The sequence below is a fragment of the Pseudomonas fluorescens genome, assembly GCF_001708445.1.
Taxonomy (GTDB): Bacteria; Pseudomonadota; Gammaproteobacteria; order Pseudomonadales; family Pseudomonadaceae; genus Aquipseudomonas; species Aquipseudomonas gorinensis.
Window position 1 is genome coordinate 1,914,009 of sequence record NZ_CP015637.1, and the last position, 24,591, is coordinate 1,938,599.

At 60.6% G+C, this 24,591-nt stretch carries 24 protein-coding genes; 16 read left to right on the forward strand and 8 right to left on the reverse strand.

What is annotated here, in order from left to right:
* The first annotated feature begins 15 nt into the window (after positions 1-15).
* The 4 genes from sucC to A7317_RS08715 all read left to right on the forward strand — a co-directional run bounded on the left by sucC (position 16) and on the right by A7317_RS08715 (position 4,604).
* On the forward strand, positions 16-1,182 hold the full coding sequence (sucC, locus tag A7317_RS08700; protein WP_003233235.1) for an ADP-forming succinate--CoA ligase subunit beta: 1,167 nt from the start codon (positions 16-18) through the stop codon (positions 1,180-1,182).
* The gene (gene sucD, locus A7317_RS08705) at positions 1,182-2,063 is read left to right on the forward strand and encodes a succinate--CoA ligase subunit alpha (RefSeq protein WP_003172813.1); all 882 of its coding nucleotides are present in this window, start codon (positions 1,182-1,184) and stop codon (positions 2,061-2,063) included. The genes sucC and sucD overlap by 1 nt, the downstream gene beginning before the upstream one ends.
* A 317-nt stretch (positions 2,064-2,380) precedes the next feature.
* Positions 2,381-3,694, forward strand: coding sequence for a branched-chain amino acid transport system II carrier protein (brnQ, locus tag A7317_RS08710; protein ID WP_024074306.1), 1,314 nt, complete (start codon positions 2,381-2,383; stop codon positions 3,692-3,694).
* A gap of 172 nt (positions 3,695-3,866) precedes the next feature.
* Complete coding sequence (locus tag A7317_RS08715) at positions 3,867-4,604, forward strand: DUF599 domain-containing protein (protein ID WP_024074307.1); 738 nt, start codon at positions 3,867-3,869, stop codon at positions 4,602-4,604.
* A gap of 105 nt (positions 4,605-4,709) precedes the next feature.
* On the opposite strand, the gene A7317_RS08720 is transcribed toward A7317_RS08715, so the two are convergent.
* The gene (locus A7317_RS08720; RefSeq protein WP_012723095.1) at positions 4,710-4,961 is read right to left on the reverse strand and encodes a hypothetical protein; all 252 of its coding nucleotides are present in this window, start codon (positions 4,959-4,961) and stop codon (positions 4,710-4,712) included.
* Between the two features lie 158 nt (positions 4,962-5,119).
* Here A7317_RS08720 and A7317_RS08725 point away from each other — a divergent pair, with 158 nt between their 5' ends.
* From A7317_RS08725 to A7317_RS08740, 4 genes are all read left to right on the forward strand, one after another.
* Positions 5,120-5,596, forward strand: coding sequence for a PaaI family thioesterase (locus A7317_RS08725; protein ID WP_024074308.1), 477 nt, complete (start codon positions 5,120-5,122; stop codon positions 5,594-5,596).
* Positions 5,593-6,045 (forward strand): PaaI family thioesterase, encoded by a 453-nt coding sequence (locus A7317_RS08730; protein ID WP_024074309.1) that lies wholly within the window; start codon positions 5,593-5,595, stop codon positions 6,043-6,045. The genes A7317_RS08725 and A7317_RS08730 overlap by 4 nt, the downstream gene beginning before the upstream one ends.
* An 89-nt stretch (positions 6,046-6,134) precedes the next feature.
* Complete coding sequence (gene htpG, locus A7317_RS08735) at positions 6,135-8,039, forward strand: molecular chaperone HtpG (RefSeq protein ID WP_041161130.1); 1,905 nt, start codon at positions 6,135-6,137, stop codon at positions 8,037-8,039.
* 107 nt (positions 8,040-8,146) lie between these two features.
* Positions 8,147-8,875, forward strand: coding sequence for a dienelactone hydrolase family protein (locus A7317_RS08740; RefSeq protein WP_024074311.1), 729 nt, complete (start codon positions 8,147-8,149; stop codon positions 8,873-8,875).
* A 114-nt stretch (positions 8,876-8,989) separates the two neighbouring features.
* Here the strand turns inward: A7317_RS08740 and A7317_RS08745 are convergent, their stop codons facing one another.
* Positions 8,990-9,856 carry a pirin family protein gene (locus A7317_RS08745; protein ID WP_069075581.1) on the reverse strand — a complete coding sequence of 289 codons (867 nt, stop codon included), beginning with the start codon at positions 9,854-9,856 and terminating at the stop codon, positions 8,990-8,992.
* Between the two features lie 64 nt (positions 9,857-9,920).
* A complete protein-coding gene (locus A7317_RS08750; protein WP_024074313.1) occupies positions 9,921-10,337 on the reverse strand; it encodes an OsmC family protein in 417 nt (138 codons plus the stop codon).
* Between the two features lie 139 nt (positions 10,338-10,476).
* Here A7317_RS08750 and A7317_RS08755 point away from each other — a divergent pair, with 139 nt between their 5' ends.
* A complete protein-coding gene (locus tag A7317_RS08755) occupies positions 10,477-11,490 on the forward strand; it encodes an amidohydrolase family protein (RefSeq protein ID WP_069075582.1) in 1,014 nt (337 codons plus the stop codon).
* Between the two features lie 107 nt (positions 11,491-11,597).
* Here the strand turns inward: A7317_RS08755 and fabB are convergent, their stop codons facing one another.
* The 5 genes from fabB to A7317_RS08780 form a co-directional block, all read right to left on the reverse strand.
* Positions 11,598-12,818 carry a beta-ketoacyl-ACP synthase I gene (fabB, locus tag A7317_RS08760; protein WP_069075583.1) on the reverse strand — a complete coding sequence of 407 codons (1,221 nt, stop codon included), beginning with the start codon at positions 12,816-12,818 and terminating at the stop codon, positions 11,598-11,600.
* An 11-nt stretch (positions 12,819-12,829) separates the two neighbouring features.
* The gene (gene fabA / locus A7317_RS08765; RefSeq protein ID WP_024074316.1) at positions 12,830-13,345 is read right to left on the reverse strand and encodes a 3-hydroxyacyl-[acyl-carrier-protein] dehydratase FabA; all 516 of its coding nucleotides are present in this window, start codon (positions 13,343-13,345) and stop codon (positions 12,830-12,832) included.
* 249 nt (positions 13,346-13,594) lie between these two features.
* Positions 13,595-15,496 (reverse strand): ATP-binding protein, encoded by a 1,902-nt coding sequence (locus tag A7317_RS08770; RefSeq protein ID WP_024074317.1) that lies wholly within the window; start codon positions 15,494-15,496, stop codon positions 13,595-13,597.
* Entirely contained in the window at positions 15,493-16,422 is a 930-nt protein-coding gene (locus A7317_RS08775) for an ABC transporter substrate-binding protein (RefSeq protein ID WP_069075584.1), read from the reverse strand. The genes A7317_RS08770 and A7317_RS08775 overlap by 4 nt, the downstream gene beginning before the upstream one ends.
* 1 nt (position 16,423) lies before the next feature.
* The gene (locus A7317_RS08780; protein ID WP_069075585.1) at positions 16,424-18,544 is read right to left on the reverse strand and encodes a TonB-dependent receptor plug domain-containing protein; all 2,121 of its coding nucleotides are present in this window, start codon (positions 18,542-18,544) and stop codon (positions 16,424-16,426) included.
* A 195-nt stretch (positions 18,545-18,739) separates the two neighbouring features.
* On the opposite strand from A7317_RS08780, the gene A7317_RS08785 reads away from it, so the two are divergent.
* The 7 genes from A7317_RS08785 (at position 18,740) to A7317_RS08815 (ending at position 24,536) form a co-directional block, all read left to right on the forward strand.
* Positions 18,740-19,765: an NAD(P)H-dependent glycerol-3-phosphate dehydrogenase gene (locus A7317_RS08785; RefSeq protein ID WP_024074320.1), complete on the forward strand. Its 1,026-nt coding sequence runs from the start codon at positions 18,740-18,742 to the stop codon at positions 19,763-19,765.
* Positions 19,766-19,775: 10 nt separating this feature from the next.
* Positions 19,776-20,123, forward strand: coding sequence for a DUF4389 domain-containing protein (locus A7317_RS08790; protein ID WP_024074321.1), 348 nt, complete (start codon positions 19,776-19,778; stop codon positions 20,121-20,123).
* The gene (gene sixA / locus A7317_RS08795) at positions 20,120-20,569 is read left to right on the forward strand and encodes a phosphohistidine phosphatase SixA (protein WP_024074322.1); all 450 of its coding nucleotides are present in this window, start codon (positions 20,120-20,122) and stop codon (positions 20,567-20,569) included. Before A7317_RS08790 ends, sixA begins: the two co-directional genes overlap by 4 nt.
* Before the next feature lie 85 nt (positions 20,570-20,654).
* Positions 20,655-22,310, forward strand: a complete 1,656-nt coding sequence (locus A7317_RS08800) for an AMP-binding protein (RefSeq protein WP_069075586.1) — start codon at positions 20,655-20,657, stop codon at positions 22,308-22,310.
* 30 nt (positions 22,311-22,340) lie between these two features.
* Entirely contained in the window at positions 22,341-22,784 is a 444-nt protein-coding gene (locus A7317_RS08805; RefSeq protein WP_024074324.1) for a hotdog fold thioesterase, read from the forward strand.
* Between the two features lie 97 nt (positions 22,785-22,881).
* A complete protein-coding gene (locus A7317_RS08810) occupies positions 22,882-23,685 on the forward strand; it encodes an alpha/beta fold hydrolase (RefSeq protein ID WP_024074325.1) in 804 nt (267 codons plus the stop codon).
* Positions 23,682-24,536 (forward strand): alpha/beta hydrolase, encoded by an 855-nt coding sequence (locus A7317_RS08815; RefSeq protein WP_069075587.1) that lies wholly within the window; start codon positions 23,682-23,684, stop codon positions 24,534-24,536. The genes A7317_RS08810 and A7317_RS08815 overlap by 4 nt, the downstream gene beginning before the upstream one ends.
* Positions 24,537-24,591: the final 55 nt, after the last annotated feature.

A 24,591-nucleotide genomic window follows, 5' to 3' on the forward strand; every position in this document is an offset into this window, starting at 1 on the left:
AAGACGGTAAAAAGCATGAATCTTCACGAGTATCAGGGTAAGCAGCTGTTCGCTGAATACGGCCTGCCAGTTTCCAAGGGCTACGCAGTAGACACCCCGGAAGCAGCAGCAGAAGCTTGCGACAAAATCGGCGGCACTGAATGGGTTGTCAAAGCCCAGGTCCACGCTGGTGGTCGCGGTAAAGCGGGCGGCGTTAAGCTGGTTCGCAGCAAAGAAGACGCCAAGGCCTTCGCACAGCAGTGGCTGGGCAAGCGTCTGGTGACTTACCAGACTGATGCCAATGGCCAGCCAGTCACCAAGATCCTGGTTGAATCGTGCACTGATATCGCTAAAGAGCTGTACCTGGGCGCTGTCGTTGACCGTTCGAGCCGTCGCATCGTGTTCATGGCTTCCACCGAAGGTGGCGTGGACATCGAGAAGATCGCTCACGAAACCCCAGAAAAAATTCTGAAAGCCACGATCGATCCACTGGTTGGCGCTCAGCCATTCCAGGGTCGCGAGCTGGCTTTCCAGCTGGGCCTGGAAGGCAAGCAAGTTGCCCAGTTCGCCAAGATCTTCGTAGGTCTGGCCAAACTGTTCCAGGATCACGATCTGGCCCTGCTGGAAGTGAACCCGCTGGTGATCAAGGCTGACGGCGATCTGCACTGCCTCGACGCCAAGATCAACATCGACGCCAACGCCATGTACCGTCAGCCTAAGCTGAAGACTTTCCACGATCCGTCGCAGGACGATCCGCGCGAAGCGCACGCTGCCAAGTTCGAACTGAACTACGTAGCCCTGGAAGGTAACATCGGTTGCATGGTCAACGGTGCCGGCCTGGCCATGGGTACCATGGACATCGTCAACCTGCATGGCGGCAAACCAGCCAACTTCCTCGACGTAGGCGGTGGTGCTACCAAAGAACGCGTAACCGAAGCCTTCAAGATCATCCTGTCCGACTCCAACGTCGCTGCAGTACTGGTCAACATCTTCGGCGGCATCGTTCGTTGCGACATGATTGCCGAAGGCATCATCGGTGCAGTGAAAGAAGTCGGCGTTAAAATCCCGGTTGTTGTTCGCCTTGAAGGCAACAACGCTGAACTGGGCGCTAAAGTACTGGCAGAAAGCGGTTTGAACATCATCGCGGCTACCAGCCTGACCGACGCTGCTCAACAAGTTGTCAAAGCTGCGGAGGGCAAATAATGAGCGTCCTGATCAATAAAGACACCAAAGTTATCTGCCAGGGTATTACCGGTTCGCAAGGTAGTTTCCACACCCAGCAAGCCATCGAATACGGCACCAAGATGGTTGGCGGCGTAACGCCGGGCAAAGGCGGCACCGAGCACCTGGGCCTGCCCGTGTTCAACACCGTGAAAGACGCTGTAGCTGCCACTGGCGCCACCGCCAGCGTGATCTACGTTCCAGCTCCTTTCTGCAAGGACTCGATCCTGGAAGCGGCATTCGGCGGCATCAAGCTGATCGTGTGCATCACCGAAGGCATTCCTACCCTGGACATGCTGGACGCTAAAGTTAAGTGCGACGAGCTGGGCGTAGTCCTGATCGGCCCTAACTGCCCAGGCGTGATCACTCCAGGCGAATGCAAGATCGGCATCATGCCAGGTCACATTCACTTGCCAGGTAAAGTCGGTATCGTTTCCCGTTCCGGCACCCTGACCTACGAAGCTGTGAAGCAGACCACTGACGCCGGTTTCGGTCAGTCGACTTGCGTCGGCATCGGCGGTGACCCGATTCCAGGTTCGAACTTCATCGACATCCTGAAATTGTTCCAGGAAGACCCGAAGACCGAAGCGATCGTGATGATCGGTGAGATCGGCGGTTCGGCTGAAGAAGAAGCGGCTGCCTACATCAAGGCACACGTGACCAAGCCGGTTGTTTCCTACATCGCTGGTGTGACTGCCCCTGCTGGCAAGCGCATGGGCCATGCTGGCGCAATCATCTCTGGCGGCAAAGGCACTGCAGACGAGAAATTCGCTGCACTGCAAGACGCAGGTGTTAAAACCGTGCGTTCGCTGGCAGACATCGGCAAGGCCCTGGCCGAGCTGACCGGTTGGGCTGTCAAGTAAGCCTCGCGCTTAACTGACGCTTTACCAGGCAAAGGCCACCTTCGGGTGGCCTTTGTGCGTTCTGAGTTTGTTCATTTGCCTGTATTGCCAAATTTGGTATGAAAACGCGACATGAAAGTGTCGCTTATCGGACAGTCCGCCCCGCAACAGTGCGTTCGTCAGGCTAATTCTGTACCCTAGCCGCCTCTTTATGCGCCGACATCCCAAAAGGAAGCCGCGCGCTAGACCCGTCGGTCCCCATAAGGGCCGGCCGTATTTCCCTCATCCATAGGGAATCCCTCTCTAAATTCCGATTCAGTAGTGTGGTATTTCCTCAAATGAAAGTGTTGAAAAGCCAGGATATCCTGGCGTTGGGCTTCATGACTTTTGCCCTGTTCGTGGGCGCTGGCAACATCATTTTCCCGCCTATCGTTGGTTTGCAGTCCGGGCCTCATGTCTGGATGGCGGCGCTGGGCTTCCTGATCACTGCGGTCGGCTTGCCGGTGGTCACCGTGATTGCCCTGGCCAAGGTCGGTGGCGGCATGGATGCATTGAGCAGCCCGATCGGCAAGATCGCCGGTGGCCTGCTCGCGGCGGCGGCGTACCTGGCGGTAGGGCCGCTGTTCGCCACCCCGCGTACCGCGACCGTGTCTTTTGAAGTAGGCCTGGCGCCGCTGACCGGCGAGAGCCCGCTGGCGTTGTTCCTCTACAGCTCGGTGTATTTCCTGGTGGTGTTCTTTGTCTCCCTGTACCCAGGCCGGCTCCTGGACACCGTGGGTCGCTTCCTGGCGCCGCTGAAGATCATCGCGCTGGCCATCCTCGGCATTGCCGCGTTTGCCCTGCCGGCCGGTGAGGTGGGTGTCGCCACCCCGGAATACGTTGCTGCACCGTTCTCTCAAGGCTTTATCAATGGTTACCTGACCATGGATACCCTGGGGGCGCTGGTGTTTGGCATTGTGATCGTCAATGCGATCCGTTCCCGTGGTGTTGAATCGCCCAAGTTGATCACCCGCTACGCGATCATTGCCGGGTTGATTGCTGGCGTAGGTTTGGCGCTGGTGTACATCAGTTTGTTCCGCCTCGGGGCGGGCAGCCATGAAGTCGCTGCTGGCGCAGCCAATGGCGCGGCTGTATTGCACGCCTATGTGCAACACACCTTCGGCTCCCTGGGCAGTGGTTTCCTGGCGGTGTTGATTTCGCTCGCGTGCCTGGTCACCGCCGTCGGCCTGACGTGCGCTTGCGCCGAGTACTTCAGCAAAATCCTGCCCCTGTCCTACAAGACCCTGGTAGTGATCCTGGCGCTGTTCTCGCTGTTCGTGTCGAACCTGGGGTTGACCAAGCTGATTGCGTTCTCGATCCCGGTACTCACCGCGATCTACCCGCCGTGCATCGTGCTGGTGGCCTTGAGCTTCTGCAAAGACTTCTGGCAGGAGCAGGGCCGTATCGTCGGGCCGGTGATGCTGGTGTCGTTTATCTTTGGCTGCATCGACGCGCTCAAGGGCGCCGGCCTGGCGGGCTGGATGCCTTCGCAGCTGGCGAACCTGCCGCTGAGCGAGCAAGGCCTGGCCTGGCTGGTGCCGTCGGTGATGACGCTGGGTGTGGCGGTCGTCATTGATCGCATGCTGGGTAAGCGCAGCGAAGCCATCGCGTAACACGCGGGTTTCATGCAATACAGAAATGCCCCGTATCAATCGATACGGGGCATTTTTTATGCTTTATGAAACTACACCTTCTAAAGTTGGAACTGGATCAGTGTGGGAGGGGGCAAGTCCATCCCACCTTTGAACCGCATTCCGCCATCATTCACCCTGTAATAGGACCCGCATGTCGTTCGTCGAAGCCAATCAGATCCACCTGCTTGCTGCCCTCTGGTTCATCCTGTGTTGGGGTGGCTACACCCGTTATGCCACCTGGAAAGCCCGAGACACCGCGTGCCTGGCCAGCGTGCTGCATTTGTATCGCGAGGACTGGATGCGCCGCATGCTGCTGCGTGACAACCGGATCGCCGACGCCAGCGTGATCGGCAATCTGGAGCGTAATGCCTCATTTTTCGCCTCCAGCACCTTGATCATCCTCGCCGGCATTCTCACGGTGCTCGGTGCTTCCGAGCGGGCGGTGTCATTGCTGGCGGACATCCCCATGGTGCAGCAGGCCTCCCAGGGCATGTCGGAGATCAAGCTGCTCTGCCTGGCGCTGGTCTTCGTCTATGCCTTCTTCACCTTCAGTTGGTGCATGCGTCAGTACAACTTTGCAGCGGTGCTGGTAGGTTCGGCACCGATGATCGGCGAGCGGCATGTGTCCGAGCAGGAGCGAAAGGCATTTGCCTTGCGAGCGGCACGGGTTATCTCGATGGCAGCCAATCAGTTCAACTTCGGCCTGCGTTCTTATTACTTCGGCATGACCATGCTGGCGTGGTTTGTCAGCCCGTGGTTATTCATGTTGATGAGCGGCGGGGTGGTGCTGGTGCTGTATCGCCGAGAGTTTCATTCCGACGTACTGCAAGTGATGGTGTATACCCAGACGGATACGCCACCTCCGGAAGCGCTCAAAGAAGTGGCTTAGGCTGGATCAGCGTATTAATACGGAGAGTAAAGAACAGCAGACAAAGTAAAGCCCGCTATTTAAGCGGGCTTTCTTTTTGCAGCGAAGCTAATTCAAGCCGCGGTCTCAAGAACCGGTGGCTGGGGTAGCGGGTGCAGCTTCTTTCGCAGCGGCGGCGTTCGATTCAGCCTGAGCTTTGGCAGCATCGGCGTTTTCTTTCGCAGCGTCGTTCACTTTATCCTGAGCTTTGGCCATATCTTTCTGAGCTTGCTCAGAATGCGCGGCGGCATCTTGGGCTTTGTCTTCGGATTTTTTATCGCAGGCAGCGAGACCGAGGGCAGCGGCCAACATCATGGAAATAGCTAAAGTCTTGCGCATGGGGTGTTTCTCCTTATTGAAGATATCTACTGGCCTTTCGAACGTGGGGGGCCAGCATTAGTTCCTTTTATTGCGTAGATATATAAACCTCGCGCGCCAAGGAACTTTCGCCCGTGGCGCCCACTCCGCGGATCAACACTAATAAGAGTCTGGAACGAATGACCGAAAATCCACTGTTAGCGCGTGCCACACGCTTTGTATCGGCGTTGCGCCATTGTCAGGTCCTGGGTATTACCGTTCATCACGCAGATGGAGAGGGTATGACGCTGGTCCTGCCCTACGGGCCGCACATAGTCGGAGACCCCCTGAGCGGGGTGATCCATGGCGGCGCCTTGACCTCGTTGATGGACACTGCCTGCGGCATGGCCACCCTGTGTGTCTTGCCGGAATTCGAGGTGTGTCCGACCCTGGATCTGCGTGTGGACTACATGCATCCGGCCGAACCGCACAAGCCGGTGTACGGCTTCGCCCAGTGCTACCGGGTGACCAGCGACGTGATCTTTACCCGTGGCTTCGCCTATCAGGACGACCCCCAGCAGCCCATTGCCCATGTGGTGGGCACGTTCATGCGCATGGGTAAACGCCTCAAGGGCACGCAGGGATTGGGCAGCACTGTCCAGGGAGAGAAAGCATGACGCACCGGTTCAAAACCCGACTCGAACAAGCCCATCAGCGCGGTAACTACGCGGTGCTGCTCGACCTGATCCCCTACGCCAGGCTGATCGGCATCGAGTGCACCCGCCTGGGCGATGAATTGTTGTTCCGCATGCCGGCCAACCAGGACAACATTGGTAACCCCATATTGCCGGCACTGCACGGTGGCGTGATTGCCGGCTTTATGGAGCTGTCGGCGGCGTTGCACCTGCTGGTGTTTACCGGTGCGCCGGGGCTGCCGAAGATTATCGATTTCTCCCTGGATTACCTGCGCGCCGGGCAGTTTCGCGACACCTATGCCAAATGCCAGGTATGGCGCCAGGGCCGTCGCGTGGCCAATGTGGCGATCACCGCCTGGCAAAGCACCCCAGCGGAACCGATTGCCACTGCGCGTGCGCATTTCAAGATTGAGGAAGTGGCCCGCCCTTGAAATCCTGGTCTTAGCCCCCAACTTTGATGACAACCCGCCGCCAACCCTCTAGGGCGCGGCCACTGCCATCCAATTGGAGTTTGATGACCATGAGTGTGGAAACTCAAAAGGAAACCCTGGGCTTCCAGACCGAGGTGAAGCAACTGCTGCACCTCATGATCCATTCGCTGTATTCCAACAAGGAAATTTTCCTTCGCGAATTGATCTCGAACGCCTCTGACGCTGTCGACAAATTACGTTTCGAAGCCCTGTCCAAGCCAGAGTTGCTGGAAGGTGGCGCGGAACTGAAAATCCGTGTGAGCTTCGACAAGGACGCCAAGACCGTCACCCTCGAAGACAACGGTATCGGCATGAGCCGCGAAGAAGCGATTACCCACCTGGGGACCATCGCCAAATCCGGCACCGCTGACTTCATGAAAAACCTCTCGGGCGACCAGAAGAAAGATTCGCACCTGATCGGCCAGTTCGGCGTGGGCTTCTACTCCGCCTTCATCGTCGCCGACAAGGTCGAAGTGTTCAGCCGTCGAGCCGGCCTTGACGCCAGCGAAGGCGTGCATTGGGCTTCGAAAGGCGAGGGCGAGTTTGAAATCGCCACGATCGACAAGGCTGACCGCGGTACCCGCATCGTGCTGCACCTCAAGCCCGGTGAAGACGAGTTCGCCGATGGCTGGCGCCTGCGCAACATTATCAAGAAGTACTCCGACCACATCGCTCTGCCGATCGAATTGCCGAAAGAGCAGGCTGCTGCCGAAGGCGAAGAAGCGCCAGCGGTTGAGTGGGAAACCGTCAACCGCGCCAGCGCGCTGTGGACCCGTCCGCGTACCGAGATCAAGGACGAGGAATACCAGGAGTTCTACAAGCACATCGGTCACGACTACGAAAACCCGCTGAGCTGGAGCCACAACAAGGTTGAAGGCAAGCTGGAATACAGCTCGCTGCTGTACGTGCCGGCCCGTGCGCCGTTCGACCTGTACCAGCGTGAAGCGCCGAAGGGCCTGAAGCTCTACGTGCAGCGGGTGTTCGTGATGGACCAGGCAGAGTCGTTCCTGCCGCTGTACCTGCGCTTTATCAAGGGCGTGGTCGACTCCAATGACCTGTCGTTGAACGTGTCGCGGGAAATCCTGCAGAAAGATCCGATTATCGACTCCATGAAGTCGGCGCTGACCAAGCGCGTGCTCGACATGCTGGAAAAACTGGCGAAGAACGAGCCTGAGCAATACAAGGGCTTCTGGAAAAACTTCGGCCAGGTCATGAAAGAAGGCCCGGCAGAAGACTTCGCTAACAAGGAAAAAATCGCCGGCCTGCTGCGCTTCGCATCCACCCAGGGTGACGACGGCGAGCAAGTGGTGTCCCTGGCCGAGTACCTGGCGCGCGCCAAGGAAGGCCAGGACAAGATCTACTACCTGACTGGCGAAACCTACGCTCAGGTCAAGAACAGCCCGCACCTGGAAGTCTTCCGCAAGAAAGGCATCGAAGTGCTGCTGCTGACCGACCGCATCGATGAGTGGCTGATGAGCTACCTCAACGAATTCGACGGCAAATCTTTCGTCGATGTGGCGCGTGGCGACCTGGACCTGGGTAACCTGGACTCTGAAGAAGAGAAGAAAGAAGCCGAAGAAGTCGCCAAGGCCAAAGAAGGCCTGGTTGAGCGGATCAAGGCGTCCTTGGGGGATGCGGTCAGTGAAGTGCGGGTCTCCCACCGTCTGACCGACTCCCCGGCGATCCTGGCTATTGGTGAGCAGGACCTGGGCATGCAGATGCGCCAGATCCTCGAGGCCAGCGGCCAGAAGGTGCCGGATTCCAAGCCGATCTTCGAATTCAACCCGGCTCACCCGCTGATCGAGAAACTCGACGGCGAGCAGAGCGAGGAGCGGTTTGGCGACCTGTCGCACATCCTCTTCGACCAGGCGGCCCTGGCCGCTGGCGACAGCCTGAAAGACCCGGCCGCCTATGTGCGCCGACTGAACAAGCTGTTGGTTGAACTGTCGGTTTAACACCGTTGTAGAAAAACCCGCTTCGGCGGGTTTTTTCGTTTGGAGGCGCGAGCAAGCTCGTTCCTACAGCCCATTTCCGTTCTAGTGATCTTCAACTGGAGAAAATGATGAGCCAAGTCACCGTGCGTTCCGTGGTCTATCAGATTGATGGCCAGTCTTATGAAAGCCGCCTGGCGTTTGATGCCAGCCACAAAGGTCCGTTGCCAGGCCTGCTGATGGCGCCGAACTGGATGGGTGTGAGTGCGGGTGCCGAGGAGATCGCCAAGCGCGTTGCCGCCAAGGGCTACGTGGTGCTGATCGCCGACCTGTATGGGCAAAAGGTTCGCCCATCGAATGGTGATGAAGCCGGCGCGGCGATGATGCCATTGAAAAACGACCGCCCGTTGCTGAATAAGCGTATGCAGGCAGCCTTGGAGCAGTTGCAGGGCCAGGCCGAAGCCGCCGTGGATACCTCGAAGCTGGCGACCTTCGGTTTCTGCTTTGGTGGTTGCTGCTCGTTGGAACTGGCGCGTACCGGTGCGCCGTTGAAGGCTGCCGTGTCGTTCCACGGCACCCTCGATACGCCGAACCCGGCGGATGCCAAGAACATCAAGGGCTCGGTGCTGGTGTTGCATGGCGCTAGCGACCCGTTGGTGCCCAAGGAGCAGTTGCCGGCCTTCGAAGATGAAATGAACGCGGCCGGTGTGGATTGGCAACTGCTGAGCTATGGCGGCGCGGTGCATTCGTTCACCGATCCGCACGCCAATGTGCCGGGCATGATGATGTACGACGCGAAGACCGCTGCGCGGGCTTTCCAGTCGATGCACAACTTGCTGGATGAAGTGTTCAAGGGCTAAATCTTCAACGTCTGTTCCGGCCTGATCGGGGGCACGCGCCTTCCCACACTTGATTGGATTCACACGGTCAAAATGTGGGAGGGGCGGTGCGACGATTCGACTTGCCCCCGATAGCTATTTCACAGGCAACTCAATTCTTTCTGACTCTCCGGGCACCGTCGGCCAATCCCCTGCGGCCCAGCGCTGCCTGGCCTGCTCAATCCTGGCCGGGTCGCTCGCGACAAAATTCCAGTTGATCCTTCGCGGCCCATCCAGCGGCGCGCCGCCAAACACCACCAGGTGGCAATCGCTCTCGACAGACAGCGTCATTTCCTGGCCGGCTGGCAATACCACCAGGCTGTGCACCTCAAGTGGCTCACCGTCCAACTGAGCTTCACCCGCCAGCACGTACACCGCGCGTTCCTCGTGTTCATCCGGGATCAGCAAGGTAGTGGCCGGCTGCATCTGCACCTCGGCATACAACGTGGGCGATAGCACCGGTACCGGCGATGTGAGGCAGAAGCCACTGCCGGCGATCAAGCGGATCTGTACGCCCAGATTGTCACTCACTGGCAGGCTTGCCGCGGGGTGATGGCTGTAATGGCCAGGTCCGCTCTCATGATCCTTGGGCGAGGCCAGCCACACTTGCAGGCCGTGCAGGTTGGATCCCTTGGTCTTGAGCGGCTCCGGCGTGCGTTCGATGTGGGCAATCGCGCTGCCGGCGGTCATCCAGCTGACATCGCCAGCTTGCACCACCTGGTCCGACCCTAGGCTGTCCTTATGCTGCAATGCGCCGTCGAACAGGTAGGTGAGGGTGGACAGCCCGATATGCGGGTGCTGGCGGACATTCATGCCGCTGCCCGGTGCATAGTGGGTGGGCAGCATATGGTCGAAGAACACAAAGGGCCCGACACTGCGGCATTCGCGCGACGGCAGCGGGCGCAGGATGGGTTGGCCTTCGACATCTTCGGCGCGAGGGCGGATCACGGTGAGGGTGGTCATGGTGCGTCCCAGTCTGAGCGGGTTAGATGATGCAGAGCATAACCCGCTCGACGGGAGGTTGCTGCTATTGGCTGAAGGCGCCTTCGGACAATTGAGTCTCAATGGTGACTTCGGCGGTAGTCATCAGCTTGTGTACCGGGCAACGGTCGGCAACACGGTGCAATTCGTTGCGCTGCTCGTCGGTGAGCACGCCCTTGAGGGTCAGCTTGACGTTGAGCTTGTACTTGCCCTTTTGCTCCTCGGTCGCATCGTGGGTGACTTCCACGGTGACGCCCGTCAGCGGGATGTCCTTTTTCTGTGCATAGAGCTTGACGGTCAAGGCCTTGCAGGACGCCAGTGCGGCATCGAAATAATCGTGGGGAGAGGGCGCTGAATCGTCGCCCCCAAGGCTTTTGGGCAGGTCGGTGAACAGCTCATGGTTATTGATATTGACGCTGTGACGAAAGTTATCGTGGTTCAGCGTGTTGACGGTAACAGGCATGGCAAACCTCACTAAGGGGGCAGGATGAAGGTCTTGCAGTTATAGAGCATGCTGGCACTTAGGTGTTCCGTGTTTTTCGTGATGAACCCGGATGTATCACCCAAGGTCTACCCGTATCAGCCCCTATCGAGGTGTTACCGTGCCCTGGACCCGCCTGAGTCTAGCCCTGTTGCTCGCTGCCAGCAGCCTTGCCGTACAGGCTCGCGATTATGCCTACAGCGATGCGCACCTGCATTACGTGGACTTCTTCCAGGAAACGGCGGGCATGGACAAGCTGCTCAAGGCGATGGCGGATAATCGCATTGAGCATGTGATGATTTCCGGCATCCCTGTGGCGAAGAAATGGCATGAAGACGAACCCAAGCGCCCGCGCTACTACGCCGGCGATGACGCGGATGCCTACTGGTACAGCGCCACCGATGTCATCGTCGCGGCAGCGATCAATGCACTGACGCCGGAGCAACGCTCGCGCTTTCATCCGTTTCTTTCCGGCTTCAACCCCAACGACAAGAATTCCGCCGCCCATATCCAGCGTATGCTCGACCTCAACCCGGGGCTGTGGCAAGGCATTGGCGAAGTGTTTACCCGGCATGATGACCTGACCGCGCTGACTTCCGGTGATACACCGCGGGCCAATAACGAAGCCATGACGCGCATCTATCACCTGGCCGCCGAAAATGACCTGCCGGTGATGTTGCATTCCAACATCACCTCCAAGCGCGAGCGCAACCCGCTGTACCTCGCTGAAGTCGAACAACCGCTGCGTAATCATCCGCACACTCGGTTTATCTGGGCCCATGCCGGCACCAGCAAGGAAATCCATCGCCATCAGGTGCAGATGGATTTTTTGCTGCCCACGCTGAGCCGCCTGCTGGAGGCGTACCCCAATCTGTATATCGACCTGTCCTGGAGCATGCTCACGCCGTATTTGCTCGATGAGGCGGGTAAGCCCCGGCCGGAATGGGTTGCGCTGGTAGAGCGCTTCCCGGAGCGCTTTATGCTGGGGTCGGATGTGGTAGGGCGTTTCAACAAGCTGGGTAAGGAAATGCGGGGCTTTGATCCCTTCCTGAATGCGTTGCCTGAGAAGGTTGCGCACAAGGTGGCGCGGGATAACTTTCTGGCCATCCTGCCCAAGTCCCGTCGCGGCGGTTAGATTGAGGCGGGCGTGCTCGCGATGCAGTCGACACCGTCTGAGATTTCATCAGCCAAAAAAAAGCCCCGAACCAGTCGGGGCTTTTTCATGTGATCAACCTGCGGGGCTTACTTGCCCAGCCAGCGTTTCAGCACCAGGGTGGCGTTAGTGCCACCGAAGCCGAAGCTGTTGCTCATCACGGTGTCGACTTTTACGTTTTCCACGGTCTTGGTCAGGATCGGCATATCGGCCACGACCGGGTCGATCTCTTCGATATTGGCCGAACCGGCCATGAAGTTGCCTTCCATCATCAGCAGGCAGTAGATCGCTTCGTGAACGCCGGCGGCACCCAGGGAGTGACCGGACAGGCTCTTGGTCGAGCTGATGGCCGGGGCCTTGTCACCGAATACCGCACGTACGCCTTCCATTTCCTTGGCATCGCCGACCGGAGTCGAGGTGCCGTGGGTGTTCAGGTAGTCGATCGGGGTATCCACGGTTGCCATTGCCATCTGCATGCAGCGGATGGCGCCTTCGCCGCTTGGCGCAACCATGTCGTAACCATCGGAAGTGGCGCCGTAGCCGACGATTTCCGCGTAGATCTTCGCACCACGGGCCAGGGCGTGTTCCAGCTCCTCGACTACGACCATGCCGCCGCCGCCGGCGATGACGAAACCGTCACGCTTGGCGTCATAGGCGCGGGAGGCTTTTTCCGGGGTGTCGTTGTACTGGGTGGACAGGGCGCCCATGGCGTCGAACAGGAACGACTGGCTCCAATGTTCTTCTTCACCGCCACCGGCGAACACGATGTCCTGCTTGCCCAGTTGGATCTGCTCGACGGCAGTACCGATGCAGTGAGCACTGGTCGCGCATGCGGAGGAGATCGAGTAGTTCACGCCCTTGATCTGGAACGGCGTGGCCAGGCAGGCGGAAACGGTGCTGCCCATGGTCCGCGTAACGCGGTACGGGCCAACGCGCTTCACGCCTTTTTCGCGCAGGATGTCCAGCGCTTCCATCTGGTTCAGGGTGGACGCGCCGCCGGAGCCGGCGATCAGGCCGGTGCGCACGTTCGAGACCTGGTCAGGGCTCAGGCCGGAGTCGGCGATCGCATCTTTCATGGCCAGGTAGGCGTAGGCGGCAGCGTGGCCGACGAAGCGGTAGATCTTGCGATCAATCAATTCTTCGAGGGGCAGGTCGATGGAGCCGGAAACCTGGCTACGCAGACCCATTTCGGCATATTCCGGGTTGAATCGGATGCCAGGGCGACTTGCACGCAGGTTAGCGGTGACGGTCTCTTTGTCATTGCCCAGGCAAGAAACGATGCCCAGACCAGTGATAACGACGCGGCGCATGCGGATAACCCTTAAAAGTTGTCAGTGGAAGTGAATACGCCGACCCGAAGGCCTTCGGCAGTATAGATCTCGCGACCGTCGACGCTCACCGAACCATCGGCGATGGCCAGGTTCAGCTTGCCCCGGAGGACGCGCTTGATCTGAATGTTGTAGGTGACTTTCTTGGCGGTCGGCAGGACCTGGCCAAAGAACTTCACTTCGCCCGAACCCAGGGCGCGACCGCGGCCCGGCAGACCTTGCCAGCCGAGGAAGAAACCGACCAGCTGCCACATGGCGTCAAGGCCCAGGCAGCCCGGCATGACAGGATCGCCTTCGAAATGGCAGGCGAAGAACCACAGGTCCGGGGTGATATCCAGCTCGGCGACCAATTCACCTTTGCCGTACTTGCCACCCTCTTCGCTGATATGGGTGATGCGATCCACCATCAGCATGTTCGGGGCGGGCAGTTGCGCGTTACCTGGGCCGAACAGCTCACCGCGACTGCAGCGCAGCAGGTCTTCCCGAGTAAAGGCGTTTTGTTTGGTCATGCGAGCTCCTCAATAATCCCATGCGGCAGGGTAGGGCAAATCTTCCCGAACCGACTGAAGCGTTCATGCCTCATCTCGGCAGCCTACACATAGACTATTGCGTTGTAGTGAAAGTCACAGCGTCAAGGCACTGAATGTACACTTGTTCACTGAAATTTTAAACCGGACCCGTTTATAGGCCCGTTCGGGTGCCTAAGACTGCCGCACTTTCGTGTTTCACGCCAGTCGGACTTGGCTGATGGCGCTGCGCTATTGCACCCAGCGCTGCAGGATTTGCTGCAAATCCGTGCGTTTGAACGGCTTGGCCAGGTAATCGTTCATTCCGGCAGCGAGGCAGGCTTCACGGTCGCCCTGCAAGGCATTGGCGGTGAGGGCGATTATCGGCAGGTCGGCGCAGCCCGGCAGTTGGCGAATCTGCCGGGTGGCCTCGTAGCCGTCGATCAGCGGCAGTCGGCAATCCATCAGGATCGCGGTGAATATGAGGCTCTCGGCGCTGCGGATCGCTTCGGCGCCGTCGGTGGCCAGGCTCACCTCAAATCCGAGGCTGCGCAGCATGGCTTCGACCACCGTGCGGTTGACCGGGTTGTCCTCTACCAGCAGCACGTGCCGGCCTTCGCCGGCGCCGGCTTTGCCTTCGGCATCCTGGGCAATGGCCGGCAGGCTGTGCTGGTCGATGGCCAGGGGGATTTCCAGGGTAAACACCGAGCCACGGCCTTCTTCGCTCTGGGCCCGCAGGGTGCCCCCCATGCGTTCGGCCAGGGTCCGGGCGATTGGCAGGCCCAGGCCGGTGCCGCCGTAACGTCTTGAAATGGAACTGTCAGCCTGCTGGAACGCGTCGAACATCAACTCCAGGCGCTCGGCAGAAATGCCGATGCCGCTGTCGCGCACGGTGCAGGTAAACCACAGCAGTTCATGGTCGAGGGTTTGCCATTGGGGTTCGACGCTGACCGTGCCGTGCTCGGTGAACTTCAGGGCATTGCCGATCAGGTTCACCAGGATCTGGCGGATACGCGTGGGGTCGCCCAGCACCCGCAACGCCCCCATGCCTGGCGGAATCGGCAGGGTCAGGGCCAGCCCGCGCTGTTGGGCGCTGTGCTGGAAGGCCTGGGCACAGCTATTGATCAGGTCCGCCAGGTTGAATGGAATATGTTCCAGCTCCAGGGCGGCGCGTTCGATGCGCGAGAAGTCGAGGATGTCATTGATGACCTTGAGCAAATGCTCGGTGGACTCGGACGCCAGCGCCGCGTATTCGGTCTGCTCCTCGGTCATTTCGGTGGTTTCCAGCAGTTGCAGCATGCCCAGCACCCCGTTCATGGGCGTGCGCAGCTCATGGCTCATCATTGCCAGGAATTCCGACTTGGCGTTGTTTGCCCGTTCAGCTTCCTCCCGGGTCTGGATCAACTGGGCCATGGCCTGCTGCTGTTCGCGACTGGCCTGGTTGAGGCCTGCGGCCAGGTTGTTGATATGCCGCGACAGGTCGCCCAGCTCCGAATCATCCACAATCGGCAGCGGCGTCTTGTAGTCGCCTTGCTGGATGGCTTTTACCGCGTTGCCCATCGCGCTGATCGGTTGCGACAGGCTCGCCGCCAGGCGCCTGGCGAGCAGGAAGGTAAACAGCAGGGCGAAGAGGGCCAGGATGCCGGCCTTGAACAGGATCTCCTGCTGGCGCTGGCTGAAGGCGTCATTGGACATGCCGACGATCACCCGACCCAGGTAGTCGGCGCGGGGAGCCTTGGGTTCGTTGAGGTTGTCCTGGAAAAAGTCATTGCCCAGCTGGATATGTTGCAGGCGAATCGGTGCCTGGAACACTTTTACCGACAGCGAGCGGTCGTGTTTTTCCGAGGGTTGTTCGACGTACACCAGGATGTTCTCAGCGCTGTCCTGGATCTCCAGAAAGCGCACATGGGGGGTGGCCAGCGTCGCGCGCAGCAGGCTGTCGAGCACGTCGTTGTTGCCGGAGATCACCCCGTATTCGGTGGCGGGGGCCAGTTGGTTGGCGATCAATTGGCCGGTGTGGTCCAGTTCCTGGCGCAGGTCCTGGATACGCACGAAGGTGAAGAAACTGATCAGCAGCAATGTCAGCAACAGCGCCGGGCCCAGGGTGATGAGCTGGGTGCGGGTGTTGATGTCCCAACGACGACGCAGAGTCATGGGCGTTTTTCTCCTTCGGCCAGGCGGGCGGCGACGTTGGCTTCGTCGACCTGTTCGATGCCCAGTGAGCGTGCGACTTGCGGGTTGCCCACCACTTTGAAGTGTTCCGGGTACAGCGCGCGTGGCCAATTGGCCGGCGAATGGTCAAGCAGGCGGTCGAGCACGGCGAGCCAGTCGGCCTGGTCACTGTAGGTGCTGGACAGGCTGCCAGCCTTGACGAACCCGGCGTTGGGGCCCACCAGCGGCAATTGCCGGGCGTAGCTGCTCAGCAGCAGGTTCTTCGCGGTTTTCGGGTTATACAGCTGCGGGTCGTCGAGGCCGAGCAGCACGTCACTGTTCTTGAACAGGTTCAACAACGGCCGGCTGTCATTAATGTTGTCCCACCGCTGCGGCACGATCTCCAGGCCCAGGGGCGCTGCGTACTGGGTCAGCTCAGGGAGCAGGAATTCGCTGTCGGTGCCGTAGAGCACGCCGATGCGCCGCGCCTGAGGCAGGATGCCGGTGATCAGGCGTAACTGACGATCCAGGGGCGGGTCGCTCCAGAGCAGGCTGATCCTGGCGGGCAGGTTGCTGCCCAGGCGTTGCCGGGCTTGCAGGCGGCTGATACGCAAGACCAGGGTCGGCGGGCCCTGGGTGTCCTGCAGGCGCCAGTCGAGGCCGGGCAGGTCCAGCAGGATCAGGCGGGTGCCGGCGGGCAAACGGTTTGGCGCCGGCAGGTCCTTGAGGGGAGTAAAGGTCACGTGGTCTTCGGGACGCTGGCGGGCCAGTGCCTGGGCGAAGGCCTGGACGCCCGCGCCGTCTTCGGCGGCGGTCAGCAGGATGTCGGCACCCCAGGCCGACCCGGTCAGCAGCAGGCATGCCAGCAGCACACAGCGCTGGCAAAACCTTGAGATAAAAAAGAGGGTCATCCTTGACTGATCGCCCATGTCAGAACTCTAACTCCGCGCTGAAGTAGAGTACGTGGCGATGGTCATAATTGTTATCGGCCCAGGTGGTGGGCTGGTTGTCGAGGCGTGTTTGCAACATGCCGGCCAGCTCCACGTTGGCTTTGCCCAGGGCAAGGCGCTTGGCCACCCGCAGGTCGACCCGTTCGAAGCGATATTGGTTGAGTGCGTCGTCGCCATAGTAGAACAGCGCGCTGGACCAGCCTTGCCCCCATTCGCGCAGCCAGCCGGCCGAGCCGCTGTTGCGCGCGGTCTGTGCCTTGTCCCGCGGGTTGCTGGTGGTGGCGTCGACGTAAGCGTAGGTGAGCCGCAGGCGGTCGGCGTTGCTCATGCGCCAGTCGAACTGTGATTCGGCGCCGGTAAACCGCGAACTGTTGGCGTTGCTGGCAATGTATTGGTTATTGCGCAACGGCGAGCTGATCATGTCGGTGATTTCGTCGTAGAACAGTTTCACGTCCATGTTCAGTCCGAGGTCGGCAAAAAAGCCGTTATAGCCCAGTTCCCGTGATTTCATCAGCTCTTTATCGAGGTTTCCGGGGCCGCGTGTCACTACAAAGTATTGCCCGGAATTCTGCCCGTAGGTCGGGGAGCTGAGGTTGGTGACGCGGTAGCTCCAGTTGACGTTGTTCTCGAACATGTCCGGGGAACGGATGGCTTCGGAGTACACCGCGCGCAGGCCGTGGCGCGGGTTGATCAGGTAGTTGACCGCCACCCGTGGCGTCAGCGAGTTGCCGCTCAGGTGGGTGTCTTCATACATGGCACCGCCTTGCAGCAACCAGTGTTCGCTGGCGCGCCATTCCAGTTGGCCGAACAGGCGCCAGGTGGTGTCGTCCAGGGTGCCATTGAAATAGGTGTCGGAGTCGGCGCGGTCGTAGCGATAGTTCATGCCGCTGACCAGGCGCAGGCTGTCGGAGAGGCTCAGGGTGTCCTGGACCTCCAGGTCGTAGCGGCTTTCGCGGGTGCTCTGGTCGATATTGCCGCATACGCTCTGGTTGGCGCCGTTGCGCCACTGGTTCAGCACTTCGTTGGCCAAGGCTTGCTCGGCGGCGCTACCGGGCGGAGCGGTGCCCTGGCTGTAGGTGTCCATGTGCCGGGCCAACTGTTCGGCGTAGTTGGGGTTCAGTTGCCACAGGCGGGTCAGCTCCGGGCTGAACGACACCTTGGCGTCACAGGCTTTCCAGACCTGCCGGCGGTCCCATTGTTGCGCTGAGCCCTGGACGTAGAGGCTGTGCTCGGGGTTGAAATCGAAGTTCCAGCGCAGCGAGCCGGCATAGTCCTTGGCAGTGACGTCGGAGTTGTCACCGCCTTCGGTAATCCCGGCAAATACAGGTGTGTAGGTATAGGGACGCTGGTTGGTCCCTTCCTTGGCGTTCAGTTGCCAGTCGATACTCTGTTGCGCGTTCAATGTCTGGCTGACCGCCAGGCTGAAGCGGTTAAGACGCCGACCGTCACGGCGGTCGGCGCCCACGGCATCGCTGTCGAAGCCATCGTCCTGCTGCCCGGACATGGACAGGCGCAAGTCACCGGTTTCCCAGCCCACGCCCTGGCTGGCATAGAAATCGTTGATCCCCCGTTCGCCACGAACCACTTTCACCCGCGTGCCATGGCTATTGGCCGGCGCGCGCGTGAGGATATTGACCACGGCCATCAACGCGTTGGCGCCGTAACTGACCGTATTGGGCCCACGGAACACTTCGATGCGCTCGATATCCTCCATGGCCACCGGGATATCGCTCCAGTCCACGGTTGCCAGGCCCGCGCGGTACACCGAGCGTCCGTCGATCAGCACTTGCATGCGTCGCGCATCGCTGGCGCTGGTGCCGTGGTAGTTCACTGCCGCCTGGTTACCGGTGGTGTAGCCCACCATCATCCCCGGCACCAGCCGCAGCAGCTCGGCGATGTCCCGCGCACCACTGGCCTTGATCAGCTCGCTGTCGATCACGGTCATGCTGCCGGGCACGGCGGCGGCCGATTGCTTGAGGCGCGTGGCGGTGAGGACCTGGGGCAGCGGCTGGCTGTCGAGGAACAGGTCGTCGGCACACACAGCGCCGCTGAACAGCAGCAACCACCACAGGGATGAACGGGGAGGAGGGCCCAAATACACGGCACGGCCTTGATAATTACGGATAGCCGCCCATGTTAACTGAGGCGGGGCCATTTGCCAGTCGCCACCCTTGCAATTACTTCACACAGGCATGGCATTTTCCGACAGGCGTGCGAATTGACACGGGGGCTGGCCGCAAGCGGGTCGGCCCGTATAATGCCGCCATCGCCACTGGTATGGATTAACGGATTGCATATGACTGAACAGCGCCCTATTGCGGTCCTGGGAGGCGGAAGTTTTGGTACCGCCGTGGCTAACCTGCTGGCTGAGAACGGTCACCCGGTGCGTCAGTGGATGCGTGATCCCGAGCAGGCCGAGGCCATTCGCGTGCATCGGGAAAACCCCCGTTACCTCAAAGGCATCAAGATTCATCCGGCGGTCGAGCCGGTGACCGACTTGCAGGCCACGCTGGAGGCGTGCGAGCTGTGCTTCGTCGCGCTGCCTTCCAGCGCCTTGCGTTCGGTGCTGGCGCCGCATGCCGAGCGCCTGGCGGGCAAGCTGCTGGTCAGCCTGACCAAGGGCATCGAAGCGCACACCTTCAAGCTGATGAGCGAAATTCTCGAGGAGATCGCTCCGCAGGCGCGCATTGGCGTGTTGTCCGGGCCGAACCTGGCGCGGGAAGTGGCGGAGCACGCGCTGACCGCCACGGTGATCGCCAGTGAAGACGAAGCGCTCTGCGAGCGTGTCCAGGCGGTACTGCATGGCCGGACCTTCCGGGTCTATGCCAGTGGCGACCGCTTCGGTGTCGAACTGGGCGGTGCGCTGAAAAACGTCTACGCCATCATCGCCGGCATGGCGGTGGCCCTGGGCATGGGGGAAAACACCAAGAGCATGCTGATCACTCGCGCCCTGGCGGAAATGACCCGTTTTGCGGTGAACCAGGGGGCCAATCCGATGACCTTCCTGGGCCTGGCGGGCGTGGGCGACTTGATCGTCACCTGTTCGTCGCCCAAGAGCCGTAACTACCAGGTTGGCTTTGCGCTCGGCCAGGGTTTGAGCCTGGAAGACGCCGTCACACGCCTGGGTGAAGTGGCCGAAGGGGTCAATACCCTCAAGGTGCTGAAGGCCAAGGCCCAGGAAGTCGGGGTGTATATGCCGCTGGTGGCCGGCTTGCATGCGATCCTGTTTGAGGGGCGCACCTTGAACCAGGTCATCGAGTTGCTGATGCGCGCCGAGCCGAAAACCGATGTCGACTTTATTTCCACCAGTGGTTTCAACTGAGGAACGCGTCATGAACGATCCGAAAGCAGCTCCCAAGTACGAATCCATTGCCTTGCGCATCCTGTGGATGCTGGTGTTTGCCCTGGTGTGGCAAGTGGCGCAGTTCCTGCTCGGCGCGCTGGTGGTGGTGCAGTTGGTTTACCGCCTGGTCTACGGCGCACCGAACCTGGGCCTGATGAACTTTGGCGATAGCCTCAGCCAGTTTCTCGCGCAGATCGGCCGCTTTGGCAGCTTCCACACCGAACAAAAGCCATGGCCGTTCGCCGATTGGCCAACCCCGCGCGCGCCGGAAGGTGAAGCCGCCCACAGCGTGCCGCCGGCACCGCACCCGGTGCGCGACGAGGAGCCGAAGCTATGAAGTTGTGGGTGTTGCGTCACGGTGAGGCCGAGGGCCATGCCCGTACCGATGCCGAGCGCGAACTCACCGAGCATGGCCGTGCCGAGGTGTTGCGCAGTGCGGCGCACCTGATCGGCCAGCCTGTGGACGCGATCATTGCCAGCCCGTACGTGCGGGCGCAGCAAACTGCACAGTTGGTGCGGCAGGCGTTGGGTTTTGAAGCGGACATCCGCACGGTGCCTTGGCTCACGCCGGAGGGCAATCCGCTGGAGGTTCTGAACAAGCTCGACAGCGATGACAATGTGCTGCTGGTCAGCCATCAGCCCCTGGTCGGCAGCTTGATCAGCTTTCTGCAGCATGGTCATCAGCGTCAGCCGCAGCCCATGCACACCGCCAGCCTGGCGGAGCTAGAGGGCGACTTCCCGTTGGCGGGGCTGATGAGCCTGGTCAGTGTGAAGAATCCGTAGGCTTTCTCGCGGCTTTGTGTGTGCTATATAGTCAACCAAGCAAGTGCTTGGTTGGCTATCGCCGGATCACAAAGGAGCGCGTCCCATGCCTGTCGCTTTTCGTTTGCCGTTGCAAGTCTTCTACGAACGTGAAGCGCGGCACCCGCGCCAACCTTTTCTTGTCCAGCCCATCGGGGGTGGTGCGGTACAGACCCTCACCTGGGGCGATGTCGGCCACCAGGCACGCTGCGCTGCGCATTGGCTGCGCGCCAGGGAGCTGCCCCAGGGCTCGCATATCGCTCTGATCTCGAAAAACTGCGCGCACTGGATCATCGCTGACCTCGCGATATGGATGGCGGGGCATGTCTCGGTGCCGCTCTATCCCAACCTCACCGCCGATTCCGTTACCCATGTGCTGCAGCATTCCGAGGCCGTGCTGGTATTCATCGGCAAGCTCGATGACTGGCCGACCATGGCTCCCGGCGTGCCTGCCGGCATGCCCACCATCAGCCTGCCGCTTTGCCCGGCCGGCGCCTTTGATTACCACTGGGCCGACCTGCAAGGCTGTTCACCGATCCAGGATGACCCGCTACCGCCGGCCTCGGCCCTCGCCACCATCATTTATACCTCCGGCACCACCGGCCTGCCCAAAGGCGTGATGCACAGCTTCGGCGCCCTGGGCTTTGCCGCTACGCACGGCACTGAGTTGTTTGGCCTGGGGGAGGGCGACCGGCTGTTGTCCTACCTGCCGCTGTGCCATGTGGCGGAGCGGATGTTTGTGGAAATGGCTTCTATCTATACCGGGCAAACCGTTTATTTCGCTGAAAGCCTCGATACTTTTCTGACGGATCTGCGTCGGGCGCGGCCCACGGCATTGTTTGGCGTACCGCGTATCTGGACCAAATTCCAGATGGGCGTCTATGCCAGGATCCCGGGAAAGCGCCTGGACAGGTTGTTGCGCCTGCCATTTATCGGTAAGCGCGTGGGCCATAAAGTCCTCGCCGGCCTGGGGCTCGACGCGCTGCGCATTGCACTCTCCGGCGCGGCGCCGGTGCCTGAGGCCCTGCTGCGCTGGTATCAGCGCCTGGGCCTGGATGTGCTGGAGGTGTATGGCATGACCGAGAACTGTGGCTACTCCCATGTGTGCCGCCCTGGCCAGCAGAAGATCGGCTGGATCGGCCTGCCTTGCCCCGGCGTTGAAGTGCGCATTGACCAGGCCGGTGAAGTGCAGGTGCGTAGTGGCGCGACCATGCTGGGCTACTTCAAGGACGCGCAAAGAACGGCTGAAGTGCTGACCGAAGATGGCTTCCTGCGCACTGGCGACAAGGGGGAGCAGGACGCCGACGGCCGCCTGCGCCTGACCGGACGGCTCAAGGAAATCTTCAAAACCAGCAAAGGCAAATACGTAGCCCCGGCACCGATTGAAAACCGCCTGGCCGAACATGCGCGCATCGAACAGGTATGTGTGGTCGGTGACGGCCTTACCGCGCCCATGGGCCTGTGCGTGCTGTCAACGGTGGGCCAGCCCGATGCGCGCCATGCCTTGCAGGACAGCCTCGAGCGTTGGCTGGAACAGGTCAACGCGGCCTTGGACAAACATGAGCGTTTGCGGCAACTGGTGGTGGTAAAAGACACCTGGGCGGTAGAAAACGGCTTTCTGACGCCGACCCTGAAGATCAAGCGCAACGTGATTGAATCGACTTACGGTCCACAGTTTCAGGTGTGGAGCGAGCGCAACGAAGTGATTCTGTGGCAGGATTAGGGCCATCATAAAACCAACAAGGACAACGGTATGAGCCTGTGGCGCACCCAACCCAATATCGAGCAACTCAACGCGAGCCAGAAAAACACCATTGGTGAGTTGCTGGATATTCGTTTCGAAAGTTTCGACGACGAGTCCCTGACCGCCAGCATGGTGGTTGACCATCGCACCCACCAGCCCTACGGCTTGCTGCACGGCGGGGCGTCGGTGGTGCTGGCCGAAAGTGTCGGCTCCATGGCCGCCTACCTGTGCATCGATGCCAGCAAGTTCTATTGCGTGGGCCTGGAGGTCAACGCCAACCACCTGCGCGGGGTGCGCAGCGGGCGGGTGACGGCGGTGGCCAAGGCGATTCATATCGGCCGCACCACGCAGGTGTGGGACATCCGCCTGACCAACGATGAAGGCAAGACCAGTTGTGTCTCGCGCCTGACCATGGCCGTGGTGCCCCTGGGCGAGACCCCGCCGGCGCGATAGGCGTGGCGTGAGTGTCATCATTCCTGGCGGTTACGGTCATTGCTGTCCGAGCCAGGCGTGGGACAATCAGTGTCTGTTTTTTGTCGATGGAACCGGTATGTCGCAGCCTGTGTTTTTTGCCCACGCCAATGGCTTTCCTTCCGCTACCTACGGCAAGCTGTTTGCCGCCCTGGCGCCGGAATATGCCGTGGCCCATCTGCCGCAGCACGGCCACGACCCCAGGTTCCCAGTGGACGATAACTGGCAGAACCTGGTGGACGAACTGATCCACCATCTGGAGCAACAGCCAGAACCGGTGTGGGGGGTAGGCCATTCCCTGGGCGGTGTACTGCATTTGCATGCGGCCATGCGCTGCCCGCAGCTGTATCGCGGCGTGGTGATGCTCGATTCGCCAGTGCTGACCCGCGCGGACCGTTGGGTGATCCGTGCCGCCAAGCGCTTTGGCTTTATCGATCGCCTCACGCCGGCCGGGCGTACCCTGGGTCGTCGCGAAGAGTTCACAGACCTGGAGGCCGCGCGCAGTTATTTCGCGGGCAAGACCCTGTTTCGCGGCTTCGACCCGGAATGCTTCGACGCCTATCTGCAACACGGCCTGCACCAGGTGGGTGATCGCCTGCGCCTGCGCTTTGACCCCGCTACCGAAATCAGCATCTACCGAGGCGTGCCCCACACCAGCCCAGGTCAGGTGCGCCAGTTGAAAGTGCCCTTGGCAGTGGTGCGAGGTCGCCAGAGCCGGGTGGTGATGCGTCACCATGCCAGCGGCGTCGACCGCTTGCCCATGGGCGAAATGCTCACCATGCCGGGCGGCCACATGTTTCCCCTTGAACGCCCCCAGGACACTGCAACCTTGATCAAGAACCTGTTCACTCGTTGGCAGACCCGCGAGCGCAGTTGCGCATGAGTACGCCGGTCGAAGAGGTTCGCCTGGGCTTGCCGCATATCGAATTGGCGGCGCACCTGTTCGGCCCCGAGGATGGCGTGCCGGTGATCGCCCTGCATGGCTGGCTGGATAATGCCAACAGCTTTGCGCGGTTGGCGCCGAAGCTGCAGGGCTTGCGCATCGTCGCACTGGACATGGCCGGGCACGGGCATTCGGCGCATCGCCCTGTCGGAGCCGGTTATGCCTTGTGGGATTATGTCTTTGACGTGCTGCAAGTCGCCGAGCAACTGGGCTGGAAACGTTTTGCATTACTTGGCCACTCCCTAGGCGCCATCGTCTCGTTGGTACTGGCCGGCGCCTTGCCGGAGCGCGTGACGCACCTGGGGTTGATCGACGGCGTGATCCCGCCGACCGCCAGTGGCGAGAATGCCGCTGAGCGCCTGGGCATGGCGTTGCAGGCGCAACTGAACCTGCGGGACAAGCGCAAACCGGTCTACAGCACCCTGGAGCGTGCGGTCGAGGCGCGCATGAAAGGGGTGGTGGCTGTCAGCCGCGAAGCCGCGGAACTGCTGGCCCAGCGCGGTTTGATGCCGGTGCCGGGCGGTTACACGTGGCGTACCGACAGCCGCCTGACCCTGGCGTCGCCGATGCGTCTGACTGATGAGCAGGCGATGGCGTTCGTGCGCAGAGTGAGTTGCCCTACGCAATTGGTGGTCGCGGCTGACGGCATGCTGGCGAAACATTCCGAATTGCTTTCTCAACTACCCTTTACGGTCACAACGCTGCCGGGAGGCCATCATTTACACCTGAATGATGAGCCGGGCGCGGTCCTTGTTGCAGACTGTTTCAATCGGTTCTTCCACGCGCCTTGACTTGGCGCGGGCAACTGCCGAGGCTGGGCGGATTGAAAGGGAGTCAACCATGTAC

What these genes read in the sequence shown, in the direction of transcription:
- fabB (WP_069075583.1), bottom strand. Translation starts at nt 12,818, where the DNA reads ATGCGCCGCGTCGTTATCACTGGTCTGGGCATCGTTTCTTGCCTGGGC.
- A7317_RS08810 (WP_024074325.1), top strand. Translation starts at nt 22,882, where the DNA reads ATGTCGCAGCCTGTGTTTTTTGCCCACGCCAATGGCTTTCCTTCCGCT.
- A7317_RS08745 (WP_069075581.1), bottom strand. Translation starts at nt 9,856, where the DNA reads ATGACCACCCTCACCGTGATCCGCCCTCGCGCCGAAGATGTCGAAGGC.
- htpG (WP_041161130.1), top strand. Translation starts at nt 6,135, where the DNA reads ATGAGTGTGGAAACTCAAAAGGAAACCCTGGGCTTCCAGACCGAGGTG.
- A7317_RS08790 (WP_024074321.1), top strand. Translation starts at nt 19,776, where the DNA reads ATGAACGATCCGAAAGCAGCTCCCAAGTACGAATCCATTGCCTTGCGC.
- A7317_RS08770 (WP_024074317.1), bottom strand. Translation starts at nt 15,496, where the DNA reads ATGACTCTGCGTCGTCGTTGGGACATCAACACCCGCACCCAGCTCATC.
- A7317_RS08715 (WP_024074307.1), top strand. Translation starts at nt 3,867, where the DNA reads ATGTCGTTCGTCGAAGCCAATCAGATCCACCTGCTTGCTGCCCTCTGG.
- sucC (WP_003233235.1), top strand. Translation starts at nt 16, where the DNA reads ATGAATCTTCACGAGTATCAGGGTAAGCAGCTGTTCGCTGAATACGGC.
- fabA (WP_024074316.1), bottom strand. Translation starts at nt 13,345, where the DNA reads ATGACCAAACAAAACGCCTTTACTCGGGAAGACCTGCTGCGCTGCAGT.
- A7317_RS08775 (WP_069075584.1), bottom strand. Translation starts at nt 16,422, where the DNA reads ATGGGCGATCAGTCAAGGATGACCCTCTTTTTTATCTCAAGGTTTTGC.
- A7317_RS08725 (WP_024074308.1), top strand. Translation starts at nt 5,120, where the DNA reads ATGACCGAAAATCCACTGTTAGCGCGTGCCACACGCTTTGTATCGGCG.
- A7317_RS08750 (WP_024074313.1), bottom strand. Translation starts at nt 10,337, where the DNA reads ATGCCTGTTACCGTCAACACGCTGAACCACGATAACTTTCGTCACAGC.
- A7317_RS08785 (WP_024074320.1), top strand. Translation starts at nt 18,740, where the DNA reads ATGACTGAACAGCGCCCTATTGCGGTCCTGGGAGGCGGAAGTTTTGGT.
- A7317_RS08720 (WP_012723095.1), bottom strand. Translation starts at nt 4,961, where the DNA reads ATGCGCAAGACTTTAGCTATTTCCATGATGTTGGCCGCTGCCCTCGGT.
- A7317_RS08815 (WP_069075587.1), top strand. Translation starts at nt 23,682, where the DNA reads ATGAGTACGCCGGTCGAAGAGGTTCGCCTGGGCTTGCCGCATATCGAA.
- sucD (WP_003172813.1), top strand. Translation starts at nt 1,182, where the DNA reads ATGAGCGTCCTGATCAATAAAGACACCAAAGTTATCTGCCAGGGTATT.
- A7317_RS08740 (WP_024074311.1), top strand. Translation starts at nt 8,147, where the DNA reads ATGAGCCAAGTCACCGTGCGTTCCGTGGTCTATCAGATTGATGGCCAG.
- brnQ (WP_024074306.1), top strand. Translation starts at nt 2,381, where the DNA reads ATGAAAGTGTTGAAAAGCCAGGATATCCTGGCGTTGGGCTTCATGACT.
- A7317_RS08805 (WP_024074324.1), top strand. Translation starts at nt 22,341, where the DNA reads ATGAGCCTGTGGCGCACCCAACCCAATATCGAGCAACTCAACGCGAGC.
- A7317_RS08800 (WP_069075586.1), top strand. Translation starts at nt 20,655, where the DNA reads ATGCCTGTCGCTTTTCGTTTGCCGTTGCAAGTCTTCTACGAACGTGAA.
- sixA (WP_024074322.1), top strand. Translation starts at nt 20,120, where the DNA reads ATGAAGTTGTGGGTGTTGCGTCACGGTGAGGCCGAGGGCCATGCCCGT.
- A7317_RS08730 (WP_024074309.1), top strand. Translation starts at nt 5,593, where the DNA reads ATGACGCACCGGTTCAAAACCCGACTCGAACAAGCCCATCAGCGCGGT.